The organism is Shewanella indica, from assembly GCF_002836975.1.
Lineage (GTDB): Bacteria > Pseudomonadota > Gammaproteobacteria > Enterobacterales > Shewanellaceae > Shewanella > Shewanella indica.
On the sequence record NZ_NIJK01000032.1, the window covers coordinates 34,759 to 52,140 of the forward strand.

General features: G+C 53.4%; 9 protein-coding genes. 6 read left to right on the forward strand and 3 right to left on the reverse strand.

Going from position 1 to position 17,382, the window contains the following annotated elements:
- Window positions 1–64 precede the first annotated feature (64 nt).
- Window positions 65–607 (forward strand): nuclear transport factor 2 family protein, encoded by a 543-nt coding sequence (locus CX650_RS10670; RefSeq protein WP_101095795.1) that lies wholly within the window; start codon window positions 65–67, stop codon window positions 605–607.
- On the opposite strand, the gene CX650_RS10675 is transcribed toward CX650_RS10670, so the two are convergent.
- The 3 genes from CX650_RS10675 to aceB form a co-directional block, all read right to left on the reverse strand.
- Complete coding sequence (locus CX650_RS10675) at window positions 587–1,975, reverse strand: HDOD domain-containing protein (protein WP_101095824.1); 1,389 nt, start codon at window positions 1,973–1,975, stop codon at window positions 587–589. The two genes, CX650_RS10670 and CX650_RS10675, sit on opposite strands and share 21 nt — an antisense overlap.
- 293 nt (window positions 1,976–2,268) lie before the next feature.
- A complete protein-coding gene (gene aceA, locus CX650_RS10680) occupies window positions 2,269–3,591 on the reverse strand; it encodes an isocitrate lyase (RefSeq protein ID WP_039035087.1) in 1,323 nt (440 codons plus the stop codon).
- A 72-nt stretch (window positions 3,592–3,663) separates the two neighbouring features.
- On the reverse strand, window positions 3,664–5,274 hold the full coding sequence (aceB, locus tag CX650_RS10685; RefSeq protein WP_071477420.1) for a malate synthase A: 1,611 nt from the start codon (window positions 5,272–5,274) through the stop codon (window positions 3,664–3,666).
- Window positions 5,275–6,007: 733 nt separating this feature from the next.
- On the opposite strand from aceB, the gene CX650_RS10690 reads away from it, so the two are divergent.
- The 5 genes from CX650_RS10690 (at window position 6,008) to CX650_RS10710 (ending at window position 17,335) form a co-directional block, all read left to right on the forward strand.
- A complete protein-coding gene (locus CX650_RS10690) occupies window positions 6,008–8,434 on the forward strand; it encodes a TonB-dependent receptor (RefSeq protein ID WP_101095796.1) in 2,427 nt (808 codons plus the stop codon).
- Window positions 8,435–8,928: 494 nt separating this feature from the next.
- Window positions 8,929–9,984, forward strand: a complete 1,056-nt coding sequence (locus CX650_RS10695) for an efflux RND transporter periplasmic adaptor subunit (RefSeq protein WP_101095797.1) — start codon at window positions 8,929–8,931, stop codon at window positions 9,982–9,984.
- Between the two features lie 21 nt (window positions 9,985–10,005).
- Complete coding sequence (locus CX650_RS10700) at window positions 10,006–13,254, forward strand: efflux RND transporter permease subunit (protein WP_101095798.1); 3,249 nt, start codon at window positions 10,006–10,008, stop codon at window positions 13,252–13,254.
- A complete protein-coding gene (locus CX650_RS10705) occupies window positions 13,251–16,322 on the forward strand; it encodes an efflux RND transporter permease subunit (protein ID WP_101095799.1) in 3,072 nt (1,023 codons plus the stop codon). Before CX650_RS10700 ends, CX650_RS10705 begins: the two co-directional genes overlap by 4 nt.
- 113 nt (window positions 16,323–16,435) lie before the next feature.
- Window positions 16,436–17,335 (forward strand): MBL fold metallo-hydrolase, encoded by a 900-nt coding sequence (locus CX650_RS10710; RefSeq protein ID WP_101095800.1) that lies wholly within the window; start codon window positions 16,436–16,438, stop codon window positions 17,333–17,335.
- Window positions 17,336–17,382 lie beyond the last annotated feature (47 nt).

A 17,382-nucleotide genomic window follows, 5' to 3' on the forward strand; every position in this document is an offset into this window, starting at 1 on the left:
TCACATCTTGTGCCCAATTGGGTTAAGCTGGGTTCGATAATAAAAAATTATAATAGGGAACATTATGTTGCACCTTAAACCTCTGTTGCTGACCACAGCGCTGCTAGCGATCTACGGCCATTCAGCCTTGGCAAATAACCCGCAAGCCGGCAATCAAAACGGCCAAGAGCAAAGCGGCCAGCTCGATGACAGCCAAACTCAGGCCGCTTTGGTATTGGATAAACTGCACCAAAGTGCTGCCAATGCCGACTGGGACTGCTACTTTAGCCTTTTCAGCCCTGATGCGGGATTTATCGGCACAGATGCCAGTGAATACTGGAATATGGTTGAATTTGAGCAGTATGCCCGTGCCACCCAGGGCTGGACTTACCAAAGCTCCTCACGCCACCTGGTGCAGCACGGCGATGTGATAGTGTTCGATGAACTGCTGGACAGCCAGTCCTATGGACTTGGAAGGGGCACAGGCACGCTTGTTAAAACCGAACAAGGCTGGCAAATACTGCAATACAGCCTGAGTTTTCCCATTCCCAACGCCCTGGCGCCCAGAATTACCGATCAGATAAAGCTGTATCGAAAAAAGCAGAAATCAGTGCCTGAAGGCAACTGAAAAACAGATATTGGCCAGCTGCACGAAGTGACTAAAGCTGTCAAAATCTTCAGGATGAATATCCCGGCCTGAACTGGCTCTGTCAGCGTAATAGACGCCTATCACCTTATTATCCACCTGTAATGGTGCCAGCAAAAAACCACTGGCGGGGACTTTTCTCGCCAGCTGTTCACCCAGTACAGCTTTATCGGCTCCCTCGCCCTGCCAGATCAGACGCTGATTTTCGATGCAATCCTTCAGCAAGGTGCCGCGGCCTTCCAGCTCGAGAATAAAGTCGTTTTTCATCTCCTCGGCGCCGTCCCCAAGCGCGATTCTCGGTTGCAACATGCGCCTGCTCGGTGACAGCAAGAGCACGGCGCAGCGGTCGAGACCAATGCCCTCGAGTATTCCCTCCAATGCCGTGGTCACTACCTTATTGAAATCAGTCTTCTCAACAGCAAAGCCGGTCAGCTCTCTAAGTTTTTTCAGCTGAAACGCAAGATTTTCCTCGCGCACCACAACCTCAGCCAACCTCTCCGGAGGCAGCAGCAGATCTGTGTCCGGCAGATACTCGATAAGTACTTTGGCACCATAGGCTTCGGCCAACTTGGCGGTAGCGTTGGAACAGCGAAGGACCCGACCCCGAAACTCATCTGTATCCAGCTTTAGCATATCGGCGGCTTGTTTAAGGCGCCGCTCCAGCTCCTCGGGTTTGAGTGAGGCGCCGGCCAGCGCTTCGCTGAGTTTATTGGCCAGAAAAATACTGCGAATTTCCGGCGTGCGTTCATCGGGATTACTGAGCGACTTGCACAAGAGTTCACCCAGGCCCCAACTGCGGGCCAACCCCTGGCTGAGCTGATTGAATGAAGTCCCGAGCGCTTCGCGCACCAGATTGAGCCTACTTACGGCATCACTCTCGGCGCTGAGGGCTGAATCCAGTTCCTCGGCCAGTTCGGCTCCCGTGCTCCAAAAGGCACTCTCACCCAGGTGATAGAGCAGCGCGGCGATAAACACCTCTTCCTGCAACTCCTCATCGTAGCCGTCAAGCATCATCTTGGCCAACATGGCGGCCTGAAACGCCTGAGCCATCAACTTCAGCAACCTTTGGTAAACCGAGGGTGTCAGATTTTTGCTTTCCAGCAAACTGGAGAGGAGTTTGGCGGTAATGCAGATATTGCGGATGGTGTCGAACCCCAGCACCACAGCAGCGCGGCTGACCGTAGTAACAGGGCTTATCCCCTTGTTATAGATGGCGCTGTTGGCCACCCGCAAAATACGGGAAGTGAGCGCATTGTCGTGCATTATGCTGCGCCCCAGAATCGCCATGGAGGACACATCGTCCTTGGCGAGTTTTTCCAATGTCCTTATTGTTGAGCAAAGTGCGGGCATTTCCTGATCACTGATCCTGCGGGTCCAGTAATCCACCCCCTTGTTAGCTGATTTCAAATACGACTCAACTCTTTCCGATATTGGCCCAGTGGTGGGCTTGAGAATGGAACTCTTGTTATGAATAAAGCACAAACTTCAAAGAAATAACACAATTACAACAAAAAAAGGCGACTCAATGAGTCGCCAAAACACAAGCAACAAGGCTCAAATGACTGGGAAGTCACAAATTACCCCCGAAAATGGCGTAGGTTCATTTCCGGGGAAGTGGCGCCCGAGGACGCCAACACAGGGGATTAAAACTGCTCTTCTTCGGTCGAACCGCTCAGAGCCGTGACAGAGGACTGGCCGCCCTGGATAACATTGGTCACCTGATCAAAGTAACCTGTACCCACTTCCTGCTGGTGCGCCACAAAGGTGTATCCCTTCTGCGCGGCAGCGAATTCGGCTTCCTGAACCTTCTCAACATAGTGCTTCATGCCTTCGCCACGGGCATAGTCGTAGGCGAGATCGAACATGTTGTACCACATGTTGTGAATACCGGCCAAAGTGATGAACTGGTACTTGTAGCCCATGTTGGCAAGCTCCTGCTGGAACTTGGCAATGGTGGCGTCATCCAGGTTCTTCTTCCAGTTGAACGAAGGTGAACAGTTATAGGCCAACAGTTGATCCGGATACTGGGCATGAATGGCTTCGGCAAAGCGGCGCGCCTCTTCCAGATCCGGCTTGGCGGTTTCACACCAGATAAGGTCGGCATAAGGTGCGTAGGCAAGCCCGCGGGAAATGGCTTGATCCAAACCTGCCTTCACCCGGTAGAAACCTTCCTGGGTACGCTCTCCGGTGATGAAGTCGCGATCATAGGGGTCGCAATCTGAGGTCAGCAAATCAGCAGCGTTGGCATCGGTACGGGCAATCACCAGAGTATCCACTCCGGATACATCGGCTGCCAGACGGGCCGCCACCAGCTTCTGTACCGCTTCCTGAGTCGGCACCAAAACCTTGCCGCCCATGTGACCACACTTTTTCACCGAGGCCAGTTGATCTTCGAAGTGCACCCCGGCGGCGCCGGCGTCTATCATGGACTTCATCAACTCATAGGCGTTCAGCACGCCACCGAATCCGGCTTCAGCATCGGCCACAATCGGCAGGAAGTAATCGACATAACCCTCATCTTCCGGGTTTTTGCCTTGGCTCCACTGGATCTGATCGGCGCGGCGGAAGGAGTTATTTATTCGCCCCACTACGGCAGGCACTGAGTTGGCCGGATAGAGTGACTGATCCGGATACATGGTGCCCGCCAGGTTGGCATCGGCCGCCACCTGCCAGCCTGAAAGGTAGATGGCCTCGATACCGGCCTTGGCCTGCTGCACCGCCTGACCGCCGGTCAAAGCGCCGAGAGAGTTGACATAGCCCTTCTTGGCGCCACCGTTAACCAGCTCCCACAACTTGGCTGCGCCGCGCTTGGCGATGGTGTTTTCAGGAACCACTGAACCGCGCAATGCCACAACCTCTTCGGCGGTAAATGGACGGCGAACGCCCTGCCAACGTGGATTTTCAGCCCAATCCTTTTTCAAAGCTTCTATCTGCGCCTGACGTGAATTCTGTGTTGCCTTGGTCATTTTAACTCTCCTTCGTAGGGTAATTTGGCAGCCCCCAGCCCCCGCGGGCAACTGCCGTAAATGGTTATTGGGTTACTGGGTAAGCAGCTCGTAGCCCGGCAAGGTCAGGAAGGTCACCAGCTCATCGGCGGTGGTGATCTCTTCCAATAAACTTGCCGCCCGCTTGAATTGACCGTTATCAAAACGCTCGCTGCCGAGCTCTTCACGCACATTGGCCAACTCTTCTTTCAACATGGCGCTGAACAGTGCCTTGGTCACCGGCTTGCCGTTGGAAAGCTTTTGTCCGTGCTGGATCCATTGCCAGATAGAGGCGCGGCTGATTTCTGCTGTGGCTGCATCTTCCATCAAGCCATAGATGGGCACACAACCATTACCGCCAATCCAGGCTTCTATGTACTGCAATGCAATACGGATATTGAGTCGCATCCCCTCTTCGGTGCGCTCACCATCACAGGGTTTGAGCAGCTCGGCCGCCAGGATGGGTGCATCCACGTCGCGGGTGATATGCAGCTGGTTGGCGTGCTCTTCACCTATATATTCGTTGAAAATTCCCATGGCCGTATCAGCCAGGCCAGGGTGCGCCACCCAGGTGCCGTCATGGCCGTTTCGGGCCTCAAGCTCTTTGTCCTTGCGAACCCGCTCCAGTACCTGGGCATTGGTTTGCGGATCCTTGGCGGGAATAAAGGCCGCCATGCCGCCCATCGCCAGCGCGCCACGCTTGTGACAGGTCTTGATCAGCAGACGTGAATAAGCGCTGAGGAACGGTTTATCCATGGTCACTTGCTGGCGGTCCGGCAAAATACGATCCGGATGCTTCTTCAAGGTTTTGATATAGCTGAAAATGTAATCCCACCGGCCACAGTTGAGCGCCACTATGTTGGAGCGCAGTTCATAGAGGATCTCCTCCATCTCGAACACGGCCGGCAGGGTTTCAATCAGGCAGGTGCACTTGATGGTGCCACTCTGCAGGCAGAAGCGCTCTTCGGCGAAGGCAAACACTTTGGCCCACCAGCGTGCCTCAAGATGGCTTTCCAGCTTGGGAATATAGAAGTAAGGTCCACTGCCCTTGGCTAGCAGTTGGCGATAGTTATGGTAGAAGTACAAAGCAAAATCGAATAAGCAGCCGGGAATGGACTTACCGTTGAATTCGACATGCGCTTCCGGCAGGTGCAGCCCCCGCACCCGGGCAATCAATACCGCAGGGTTGGCCTGCAATTGATAATGTTTGCCGGTTTCCGGCGCGGTAAAATCAATTTCACCGCGGACGGCGTCACGCAGGTTGATTTGGCCCTCGACCACTTTCTGCCAGCTGGGTGCCAGCGAATCTTCGAAGTCGGCCATAAAGACTTTTACATTGGCGTTGAGCGCATTGATGATCATCTTGCGATCCACAGGCCCGGTGATCTCGACCCGTCTATCTTTAAGATCCGCCGGTATACCGCGAATTTGCCAATCACCATCTCGAATGGCTCGGGTTTGCGGTAAAAAGTCCGGTAACTCACCACCGTCTATCCGCAGCTGACGTTGCTCACGCTTTTCCAGCAAACTGGTCACTTCCGGAGCAAACTCCCGACACAGAGCCTCGAGGAAGTTGAGCGCACCTTCAGTAAAAAGGCTTTGCTGTTGTGGTATTTCGGCCCCCTTTATACTGAGCCCTTGCTGTGCGACTGTCTCTGCTATCATCTTGCTGTCTCCCTGGGAGGCAGAATAAAGCCTGCCAAACCCTGCAAATGTTCGTTTCGTACTAAAACCTATCGATAAACATTTGTGTTTGCAACAGTCAAAACGTCGAAAAAACCGGCAAAACCTAGGCTTCAACTTGACTTAAAATTGGTATGACCAAGTAAAAAATGGAACATCAAGATATTGTTTTACAAGCAAAAATCAAAACAACAAAAAGACTTAACCTGCAGATTACAGAAAAATGTCAGACAACTTTACCACATTGGCAACAAAGTAATTTGTTACGTAATTAAATAACCAAATGAAATTTATAGTTTCCACAAAATATCATTAAAACTTAGGTCTAATCCGTTAATATCCGTTTCGAACTCTCGTCAGGGTCAACTTTAAATAACCAACAAAAACAAATAGCTAACAAAAACGCAACCACAACCAAAATCAAACGATCGTTTTAATATTACCTTTACGTAAAGGTTAAAATTAAATGTGATCAAGATCCGTTTTTCACGACTTGCGTATAGTGATCAACACAGGCAGGTACTTTGGTCAGTCTCAATAAAAAAACGATTTTTTTTAAATTTTTTTCAAAAACTTGCCTCTTTAGGCTCTCGAAAGCGGATCCATGTGGCCTAGTCAAAAAATACCCAGTCAACCGATACAGTTTGAAACTTTTGTTGCAACACAAATAAAAACCATTATCATTCGCACCCTACTTTCGAGGGGATGATCTCAAATGCAGCAATCCGCAATATCTCTGGCGGTGACGGCTTGTCTGTCACTGACCATGGCACAGGCCACACAGGCAAACGAAACAACTCAACCACCACAGGTTTCACAGGATGTAGAACGTATTACCGTTTATGGTAAACAGAACAAAGTGGTAATGAATTCTGGACTGGCGACCAAATCAGACATGTCGCTGATGGAAACCCCGGCTGCCTTGGTGGTGATAGATAAAGAGCTGTTTGCCGCCCAGGGAGCCGACTCGCTGCAGGATCTGGTGCGTAACATCAGTGGTGTTACCCAAGCCGGCAACAACTACGGCATAGGTGATAACCTGGTGATCCGTGGCCTGGACGCCAACTACACTTATGACGGTATGTACGGCGGCGCGGGACTCGGCAACAGTTTTAATCCCACCCGCTCCATGACCAATGTGGAAGCGGTTGAGGTGCTCAAAGGCCCGGCGACCGGGCTTTATGGTATGGGCAGCGCCGGCGGGATCATCAACCTTATTGAAAAGAAACCTCAATTTCAGGACAGCACAGAAGTCAGCGCCGAACTGGGCTCATGGAACAGTTACAGCCTGGGGCTCGACTCTACCGGAGGCTTGAGCGACACCCTGGCCTATCGTCTGGTGGCCAAACATGCCCGTAGCGATGGCTATCGTGATATCGGCAGCGACAGAGATGAAGTCTATGCCTCGTTGAAAATTCTGCCTTCAAACGCTCAAGATCTGGTGCTGTCGGCCGCCTGGATTAAAGACTCTGTGCAGGTAGACTCTGTAGGCCACCCGATACGTATCTACAACGCCGCCTCTACCGGTGGCCTGAGCGGCGCACAAGTCAGCTGGCAAGATTTGATTAACGACCCTAATGGTGCCGGCATTCAACTGACCCAGGCGCAGCGGCAACAACTGGCTGATTCCCTGGTGGCGAGCGACGGTCTCGAACCCTTGGATATAGGCGATACCAGCCTGGCCTCTCCCATCAGCAGGCCCAATGAAGGCGAAGAGTGGCGCTTCAAGTTAAACCACAACATCACCCTCAGTGACAATCTGCAACTTAATCAGCAGTTACAGTATCGAGACTATCAGTCCGGGTTCATTCGCCAGACTGGCGCCTATAACTATGTGTACTGGAAACGTAAGGTCAAATCCGTGGACGTGATCAACGCCGATCCCCGTGCTCCATTGGTAATTGATGATGTCTTATACCCTTATGCCGCCAGAAGACAGGAATACCGCAAGGTAGATGCCCACGAGAAATCCTGGCAATACTTTGCCGATATGCGCTACAACTTCAGCCTGGCAGGCATAGACAGTGAGCTGTTGCTGAATGCCAACCTGGAAGACAGAGATATCGCTTATAAGAGCTGGGCACTGTACGACAAAGATGGCGGCGGTGAACTGCCTTATATTCTGGATATCCGTAATCCCAACTGGAGCGACAAGGCCTTTGAGGACTACAACCCTGATCTCAAGGACAACTACAACAAACAAGTCCGCGCCTGGGGCCTGGGCATGCAGTATGTGGGTTACCTGAGTGAAACCTTTACAGCCAGAGTGGGTGTGGCGTTCAATGAGATTGAACAGAAGTACAGTCATCTGGGCACGCCAAAGAAAGACCCGACTCCGGAGCAGGACAGCAAAGATCACGGCATGACCTACAACCTGGGTCTGACCTATATGCCGACCGATAACCTGTCATTTTTCATCAACCATGCCAAGGGACGCACGGCTTACAGCGTGCTGGGTGCCGTAACGGGCGCACAGAGTGGCCGCGCAGCAGATAGAAAGGATTCAGAGTCCCTGAGCTATGATCTCGGTATGCGCTTCAAGGGCTTTGATGATCAGCTGCTCGGCTCCTTGGTTCTATTCCAGAGTGAACGTACCAATTTGCGTTACAGCAACCCGGAATACAATGACAAACAAGGCGCGCCTGACTACAACATCTCAGTACCCGAGTTCTTCTACGACGGCATGGATAAGACCACAGGTGCCGAGCTGGATCTCAACGCCCACCTCAACGAAGAATGGCTGATAAACCTCAACGGTCTGTACCAGGATGCACGCAACAAAAATGACCCTAACTCCAGCAGTTACAACAGTCGCCAGAAAGGGGTTCCCCAGGTCAGTGCCAGTGCCTGGGTTACATACAGTCATCAGTGGCAGGCGCTGCCAAATCCCTTGTCTGTCAGCTTTGGGGTTCGTTATGTCGACGAGCGCAGCACCAACTCGGCTTCCTTCGGGATCCCGGATGGCAAAGTGCCCGCCTATACAGTTTGGGACTCTGCCATTGCCTACAAGGCTGATGACTGGAGTGTGCAGCTGAACCTCAATAACCTGTTCAACACCCGCTACTATGACAAGGCGATGTTCCTTGGCGGTATGCCTGGGGCCGAGCGCAACGCCAAGTTGAGCGTCAGCTACCGCTTCTAAACTGCATTGGGCCAACCCAATGGTCAATGCCATACAATCAATGTCATACGATCAATGCCATACGATCAATGTCATATAGTTTTTTGGCAAAATCGTTCGACGCCTGCAGAAAAAACCCCAATCCGATGGCCTTTGAGTCATCGGATTTTCTCATGCTTCCAGCAATTCCCTATCCAGCTGTGCCTTGCATCTGAGTGACGGCCTTTTACCGGCTTGAATCTTAATCCATCGCCTTTCTTAACTTGTCCAAGCCACATAATGAGCCTGTATGAAGGCTTCAGTCTGACCCATCTTCACTCCTTGGCCATAAAGCCAAACGCTATAATGAACACCACTGGCAAAAAACATCACAAAATAAACTTTTTCGCTACATTGGCATCAAACACCTCAATGCAGCAGACACTGAAACATCATTAACCTTTGTTTTAAAATGAAATTAAAAATTGGCACCGGTTTTGCTTTATCGCAACAAAGATCAAGATAAGGACTTTCACATGAAGCGTAACCTCACCTACACCCTGAGCACTGTTTTACTGCTTGGGTCTCTGGCCAGCGGCTGCAGCGAACAACAGCAGGAAGAACAACAACAAGCCTTTGCCATTCCGGTCGAGACCAGCATAGTCACTCAAGGCCAGGTTTCCTCCTTCTACGCCACCACAGCCACACTGGAAGCGCCACAAGAAGCCCATGTGGTCAGCCGGATTGCCGGGCTGATAGAAACTCTGCAAGTCGAGGAAGGTGACAGAGTCAACAAGGGGCAGTTGCTGGCGGTGATAGACTCCCGTCGTCAACGCTATGAGCTGGATAAGGCCGAAGCCGAGGTGCAAATCATCGAGCAGGAGCTCAACCGGCTGAAGAAAATGAATAACCGAGAGTTTGTCAGTGCCGATGCCATGGCCAAACTGGAATTCAACCTGCAAGCGGCCAAGGCGCGTCGGGACTTGGCCAAACTGCAGGTGGAAGAAAGCCAAATCCGCTCTCCCATAGATGGCGTGGTCGCCAAACGTTTTGTCAAACAGGGCAATATGGCCAAAGAGTTTGAAGAGCTGTTCTATCTGGTCAATCAGGATGAGCTCTACGGCATAGTCAATCTGCCGGAGCAGCAACTGAGCAGTTTGCGCATAGGTCAGGAAGCCGAAGTTATCAGTTCCCGCCAGCAGCAAGTGGCGGCCAAGGTACTCAGAATAAGCCCTGTGGTGGAAGCCACCAGCGGCACTTTCAAGGTAACCCTTTCGATCCCCAATCAGGATGCCAGTCTCAAGGCCGGGATGTTTACCCGGGTCGAACTCAGATACGACACCCACGATAATGTGATAGTGGTGCCCTATAACGCCGTCATCAATCAGGATGATCGCAAGGCGCTCTATGTTATCGAAGAGGGCAAGGCGCAGCGCCGCGAGGTCAAACTGGGTTACCGCCAGGATGATAAAGTGGAAATCATTGAGGGCATAAGTCCGGGTGAGCAGGTGGTGGTTCGCGGTCAACACAATCTCAAGGATCAATCATTGGTGGAAGTGATAGCTCCGCTGGATCTGGCCAAGGCCAACTAACTGTCACAAGGACCACCTCTTATGTCTATTATTACCACTTCGGTCAAGCGTCCGGTGACCGTCTGGATGTTTATGCTGGCCGTTATCCTGTTCGGCATGGTGGGTTTCTCCCGTCTGGCGGTAAAGCTGTTGCCCGACTTGAGCTACCCCACACTCACCATACGCACCCTCTACGAGGGCGCGGCACCCGTGGAGGTGGAGCAGCTTATCTCCAAACCTATCGAGGAAGCGGTCGGCATTGTTAAAGGCTTGAGACAGATAAGTTCGATTTCCCGTTCAGGTATGTCCGATGTGGTGCTCGAATTTGAATGGGGCACAGAGATGGATATGGCCAGTCTCGATGTGCGGGAAAAACTCGATACCATAGAATTGCCGCTGGATGTGAAAAAGCCTTTGTTGCTGCGCTTTAATCCCAATCTCGATCCCATCATGCGCCTGGCACTGCCGGCCCCCAAGGCCACAGAAGCCGAGCTCAAGCGCCTGCGGACTTATGCCGAAGAGGAGCTTAAGCGGGATCTCGAGTCACTTTCCGGAGTCGCTGCCGTGCGCCTTTCCGGCGGGCTGGAGCAGGAAGTGCATATTCTGCTCAATCAACAGAAACTGGCGCAGCTGGATCTCAGCAGTGAAGCCATTCGCAATCGCATCAGCGAAGAAAACGTCAACCTTTCTGCCGGTAAGGTGATCCAGGGCGACCGCGAATACCTGGTGCGCACCGTTAACCAGTTCCACTCCCTCGATGAGCTGGCCAATGTGATTGTCTATCAAAAGGGCAATACCCTGGTACGTCTTGGCGAAATAGCCGAAGTGAAGGATGCCTTTAAAGAGCGCAGCGATATCACCCGCATCGGCGGCAAGGAGTCCATTGAGCTCGCCATCTATAAGGAGGGCGATGCCAACACGGTAGCCGTAGCCAATAAGCTTAAGAGCCAGTTACAACAGATGCGCTCCGAGGCCAAAGACAGCGCCACGCCAGTGCCTGAAATAATTTACGATCAGTCGGAGTTTATCGAAAGCGCCGTCAGCGAAGTGACCTCATCAGCCCTTATCGGCAGTCTGCTGGCAATGCTGGTGATCTACCTGTTCCTTCGAGACATCATCCCGACCCTGATCATCTCCATCTCTATCCCCTTCTCTGTGATAGCCACCTTTAACATGATGTATTTTGCCGATATCAGTCTTAACATCATGTCGCTCGGCGGTATCGCGCTGGCGGTGGGGCTGTTGGTGGATAACGCCATCGTGGTGCTGGAAAACATCGACAGGTGCAAGGCTCAGGGGATGGATCGCCGTCAGGCCGCCATCACAGGAACCAAAGAGGTGGCCGGAGCGATTTTTGCCTCTACCCTAACCACGCTGGCGGTATTTGTGCCCTTGGTATTTGTCGACGGCATTGCCGGGGCCCTGTTTGCCGATCAGGCCCTGACCGTTACTTTCGCCCTGCTGGCCTCTTTGCTGGTTGCCCTCACCTCGATTCCTATGCTGGCTTCCCGCGAAGGCTTCACTATGTTGCCGGAACTGGTCAAGCGTGACAAACCGCAGCCTCCGGCGGGTAAGCTTGGCAAACTCAAGCATTACAGCGCCACTGTGTTTACCTTCCCTTTCCTGTTGCTGCTCAGCTATCTGCCAAGATTGCTGCTGACGCTGGTGTTAATCGTCACCCGGCTGCTGGTGTGGCTGGTATCCCTGGTGATGAAGCCGCTGTCCAGACTGTTTAACCTTTGCTACGGCTGGCTGGCCGATGGCTATCGGCCGCTGCTGAACCTGGCACTCAAGTTCCGTGGCATCACTCTGGCGCTGGCCATTGCGGTCACCGCCATCTCTGGCGTCTTGATGAGCCGCCTGGGAATGGAGCTGATCCCACCGATGAATCAAGGCGAATTCTATGTGGAAATCCTGCTGCCTCCCGGCAGTGAGGTGAGCCAAACCGATGCCGTATTGCAGCGTCTGGCACTGGCTATCAAGGACAGAGAGGACGTGAAACACGCCTACAGCCAGGCCGGCAGCGGTGGTCTCATGACTTCAGATACCCGGCGTGGCGGCGAAAACTGGGGGCGGCTGCAGGTGGTGCTGGCCGATCACCGCGCGTTTGACCAAGTTGCCGCCAAGCTGCGCAGCACGTTGCGCACTATTCCCGAGCTGGAAGCGCAGATCCAATATCCCGAGCTGTTCAGCTTCAAGACTCCGCTGGAGATAGAGTTGTCCGGCTATGAACTGGAACAGTTGAAAACCTCGGCTGCTTCATTGGTTAAGGCGCTGGAGGGCGATCCCCGCTTTGTCGATGTCAGCAGCAGCCTGCGTGACGGTCAGCCGGAGCTGAGTATCCGTTTTGATCACGCCAGAATGGCCGCCCTTGGCCTGGATGCACCAACCGTGGCCACCAGCATAGCCCAGCGGGTTGGCGGTACCGTAGCCAGCAAATACACTCTGAGGGAGCGCAAGATAGATATTCTGGTGCGCAGCGAGTTGGATGAACGCAATCAGATAAGCGATATCGATGCCATGCTGATCAACCCATCCAGCCCGCAGCCCATCCCCTTGAGCGCCGTGGCCGATGTCTCGCTGACTCTGGGACCTTCGGCAATCAATCGCATCAGCCAGCAGCGGGTAGCCATAGTGTCGGCCAATCTGGCCTATGGCGATCTCAATCAGGCTGTGGCCAGTGCCAAGCACATTCTCAGCCAACTGACACTACCCGCCTCGGTGCAGAGCCGATTCGGCGGTCAGAATGAAGAGATGGAGCATTCTTTCCAATCGCTGAAGATAGCGCTGATCTTGGCGGTATTCCTGGTTTATCTGGTGATGGCCAGTCAGTTTGAGTCATTGCTGCACCCCTTGCTTATCCTGATGGCTGTACCTATGGCACTGAGCGGCAGTATCTACGGCCTGGCGATAACCGGCACCCAGCTGTCTGTCATCGTCTTTATCGGCCTTATCATGCTGGCCGGGATAGTAGTCAATAACGCCATAGTACTGGTAGACAGGATCAATCAGCTCAGGCAAAGCGGCAAACAACGTCTCGACGCCATCAAGCAAGCGGCAGCATCGCGTTTAAGACCCATACTGATGACCACACTGACCACCAATCTGGGGCTGCTGCCCATGGCAATAGGCTTAGGGGACGGCAGTGAAGTACGCGCGCCGATGGCGATCACTGTCATTTTCGGCCTCAGCCTGTCGACTCTGCTGACTCTGGTGGTTATTCCTGTGCTTTATGCCCTGTTCGACCGCAAACAGTACGCCGAGCCGACCACCATGGGAGAAGGCGCATGAATCTGACCAAACTGGCGCTCAAGCGCCCGGTGACCACCAGCATGTTCTTTGTGGCCATTCTGCTCTTTGGTCTGGCCGCCAGCCGCTTGCTGCCGCTGGAGATGTTCCCCGGGATAGAGATACCGCGGATCTTTATCCAGGTGCCTTACAAAGGCTCCTCTCCGGCGGAAGTGGAACGCGACATCACCAATGTCCTGGAAGAGTCGCTCGCCACCATGGGTGGACTCGATGAGCTGCGCTCACGTTCCAGCCAGGATGGCAGCGAGATAGAAGTGAGAATGAAGTGGGGTGAAAACGTCGCCGCCCGCAGCCTGGAAGCGCGGGAAAAGGTGGATGCGGTGCGCCATCTGCTGCCAACCGATGTGGATCGGGTGTTTATCATGCAGTTCTCAACTGCCGACATGCCTATGCTGAATATCAGGATCTCCAGTGAGCGGGAACTCTCCGGCGCCTTCGATCTGCTGGAGAAACAGCTCAAACGGCCACTGGAGCGGGTGGAAGGCGTTTCCAAGGTCACCCTCTATGGCGTGGAGCAAAAACAGATAGAGATACGTCTCGATGCCCAGCGCCTGGCCGCCAGTGGCATGAGTGTTCCCGCCATTCACAAGCGTCTGGCGGCAGAAAACTTTGTGATAAGCGGCGGCAACCTGAGGGACAACGGCCGGGTCTATCAGGTGTCTCCCAAGGGCGAGTTCCGTAATCTCGAAGAGATCAAGGCGCTGGTATTGCTGCCGGGTTTGACCCTGGGCGATATCAGCGAAGTCAATTTCGCCCTGCCTGAAGCCACCGAGGGCCGCCATCTGGATAAGAAATATGCCGTCGGCCTGGATGTGTTCAAGGAATCCGGCGCCAATCTGGTGGAGGTTTCGACCAGGGTGCTTAAAGTGATTGAGGCCGCCAGAGAGGACAAGCAATTTCAGGGGATCAAGCTGTTTATCATGGAAGATCAGGCCCACGGAGTGAAATCGTCGCTCAAGGACTTGTTGATGTCCGGTCTGCTGGGCGCCCTGCTCTCCTTTGCCGTGCTGTATCTGTTCCTGCGCAACCTGCGCATGACCCTGGTGGTGGTTTCCTCCGTGCCCATCTCCATCTGCATGACATTGGCCGGCATGTACTTTCTCGGCTACAGCCTCAATATTCTCTCTATGATGGGGCTGCTGCTGGCGATAGGTATGCTGATTGATAATGCCGTGGTGGTCACAGAGAGTGTGTTGCAGGAGCAGCAACATGGCGCTGTCGATAACAATACAGATGACAGCCCCAACAACACTGGCGATCGGGCAATCCTCAACGGGGTCGACAAGGTAGCACTGGCGGTGCTGGCCGGCACCCTGACCACGGCGATAGTGTTCCTGCCGAATATTTTCGGGGTCAAAGTGGAGCTGACCATCTTCCTCGAACACGTTGCCATCGCCATCTGCATTTCGCTGGCGGCCTCGCTGTTGGTGGCCAAGACGCTGATCCCCTTGATGCTGTCAAAACTGCAACTCAGGTTTGAGCGGGTCGAGAAAGAGTCGCGGCTGCAGAAGTCTTACCACACCAGTCTCAACTGGATACTGCGGCACCCGAAAACCGCTACTTGCCTGGCACTGCTGATGTTACTGTCAACCGCCCTGCCGCTGTCGTTGGTGAAACAGGACAGTCAGGACAGCCAAAGCAAGGAGCGCTTCTACATCAACTACCAGTTGCAAGGACGTCACAGCCTGGCGGTCACCGAGGCCATGGTCAGCCAGATGGAAGACTACCTCTATGCCCATAAGGAAGAGTTCCACATAGATGCCGTCTACAGCTATTACTCTCCCGAGGATGCCTCTTCCACCATACTGCTGAAGCCGGATCTGGAGGAAGATGTCGCCGAGCTGAAAAAGCGGATCCGCGCAGGATTTCCCAAGTTCTCCATTGCCAAGCCTCAGTTTGGCTGGGGCAGCGATGAGTCCGGCGTCAGAGTCACACTGACCGGGCGCTCCACCTCAGAGCTTGTTCGCCTCAGTGAACAGGTGATCCCTTTGCTCTCCAACATAGAGGGCCTGCATGATGTGCGCTCTGAGCTCAACGGCGCCCAGCAGGAGGTGATAGTACAGATAGACAGAGAGCTGGCCGCCCGCCTGGGGCTGAGCATCAAGGATATTGCCGGCAGTATCTCCCTGGCACTGCGGGGCGCAGCACTGCGTTCATTTCGCCACGATCCCAGCGGTGAGCTCAGAATCGAACTGGCCTTTGAACGCGACTGGCGTCAGTCGCTGGAGCGGCTAAAACAATTGCCCATAGTGCGGCAGGACAACAAGGTCTATTCGCTGGAGAGTCTGGCCAAGGTGGAAATTGTCCCCAGATTCGATGTCATTCGTCACTATGATCGCCAGACGGCACTTTCCATAGGCGCTAACCTTGAAGACCTCAGTATGGAAGAGGCGCAGAAACAGATCATGGCGGCGCTCAAGCATGTCAACTTCCCCCATGGTTATGACTACTCACTCAGAGGCGGCTTTCAACGTCAGGACGAGGAAGAGTCTGTCATGCTGATCAACATGGTGTTGGCGATTGCCATGATCTATATAGTGATGGCGGCTTTGTTTGAGTCGCTGCTGCTGCCGAGCGCCATCATTACCAGCATACTCTTCTCCATCACAGGGGTATTCTGGGCCCTGTGGCTGAGCGGCACGCCTATGTCTGTGATGGCCATGATAGGCATACTGATCCTGATGGGGATAGTGGTCAACAACGGCATAGTGCTGGTGGATCAAATCAATCAGATGACGCCGCCACTGGAGCAGTTGTCTGAAGTCATAGCCTCTGTCTGTGTCACCCGCTTGCGGCCGGTATTGATGACGGTTGGGACCACAGTTCTGGGCCTGCTTCCGCTGGCGCTGGGAGACACTCAGATAGGCGGTGGTGGCCCGCCATACTCACCTATGGCGATTGCCATCATAGGCGGCTTGAGTTTCTCCACCCTGACCAGTCTCTATTTGGTGCCCCTGTGTTACCAGGCCTTCTTCCGCCTGCGTCATAATGCGGCCATCAGGCTCGGGCAATCGCTCAAACTCAGTCAGCGCCTGCTGCCCTGGACCTGAGCCCAAAAGCGCCGCTGAACAGATAAAAAAGCTGCCATTGCAGCTTTTTTATTGCCCGGACATCAATAGCAAACTAGCTTTATCCCAACACTCAACTATTTGTTGGAGTTCCCATGCCAGGTTTGCTTAAAAGCTTTACATCACTCGTGCTGTTTACACTTGTCAGCTTGGCTGCCGCGGCGGAAAACAATTCCTATGCCCAGAATCCCTATGCAGAGGTCAAGATAACCACTCATGAATTGCTGCCGGGTCGCTATATGTTGACCGGCGCTGGCGGCAACATAGGTGTCAGCGCCGGGGAGGATGGACTGCTTATTATAGATGACCAGTTTGCGCCGCTGGCAGAGAAAATTTCTGCGGCATTACAGGGCCTCAAGCCGGACCATCCGGCTTTTGTCATCAATACCCATTTTCACGGCGATCATACCGGGGGCAATCTGTACTTTGGCCAAAACGCCAACATTCTTGCCCACGAGAATGTGCTCAAGCGCTTGAATGAGAAAGCAACCCAAAAGAAGGCGCTACCTGTTATCACCTATGACAAGGGACTGAAAATTCACCTCAACAACCAGGTGTTGGAACTTATTCACCTAGGCCCAGGGCATACGGATGGTGACACCCTGGTGCTATGGCAGGATCGCAAACTGGTGCATATGGGCGATCTCTTCTTTAAAGACAGGTTTCCTTTTATCGATCTCGACCACGGCGGCTCGGTCATCGGCTACAGAGACAATGTCGCGGCCGTGCTTGAACTCATAGATCAGGATACCCTGGTTATTCCAGGTCATGGGGAACTGGCTAATAAGGCCGATCTCCTGAGGTTCAAACATATGCTGGATGACTGCATCAATTGGATGAAAGCGGGCAAGCAGCGCGGCATGACTCTCGAGCAGATGCAGGCCAAGGAACTGCCCCAAGCATGGCGGGAATGGGGCTGGCAATTCATCCCCAAGGAGCGCTGGGTCAAGACCTTATATTTAGGGGTTTCAGACGACCAAAACCCTGCCCGGTAACTTGAGGCTCTTCCCTGAGCTGACTAAACTTAAAGTCTGATACGCCC

Coding starts and splice junctions, on each gene's coding strand:
- CX650_RS10695 (WP_101095797.1), top strand. CDS start 8,929: ATGAAGCGTAACCTCACCTACACCCTGAGCACTGTTTTACTGCTTGGG.
- CX650_RS10705 (WP_101095799.1), top strand. CDS start 13,251: ATGAATCTGACCAAACTGGCGCTCAAGCGCCCGGTGACCACCAGCATG.
- aceB (WP_071477420.1), bottom strand. CDS start 5,274: ATGATAGCAGAGACAGTCGCACAGCAAGGGCTCAGTATAAAGGGGGCC.
- CX650_RS10690 (WP_101095796.1), top strand. CDS start 6,008: ATGCAGCAATCCGCAATATCTCTGGCGGTGACGGCTTGTCTGTCACTG.
- CX650_RS10675 (WP_101095824.1), bottom strand. CDS start 1,975: ATGCCCGCACTTTGCTCAACAATAAGGACATTGGAAAAACTCGCCAAG.
- CX650_RS10670 (WP_101095795.1), top strand. CDS start 65: ATGTTGCACCTTAAACCTCTGTTGCTGACCACAGCGCTGCTAGCGATC.
- aceA (WP_039035087.1), bottom strand. CDS start 3,591: ATGACCAAGGCAACACAGAATTCACGTCAGGCGCAGATAGAAGCTTTG.
- CX650_RS10710 (WP_101095800.1), top strand. CDS start 16,436: ATGCCAGGTTTGCTTAAAAGCTTTACATCACTCGTGCTGTTTACACTT.
- CX650_RS10700 (WP_101095798.1), top strand. CDS start 10,006: ATGTCTATTATTACCACTTCGGTCAAGCGTCCGGTGACCGTCTGGATG.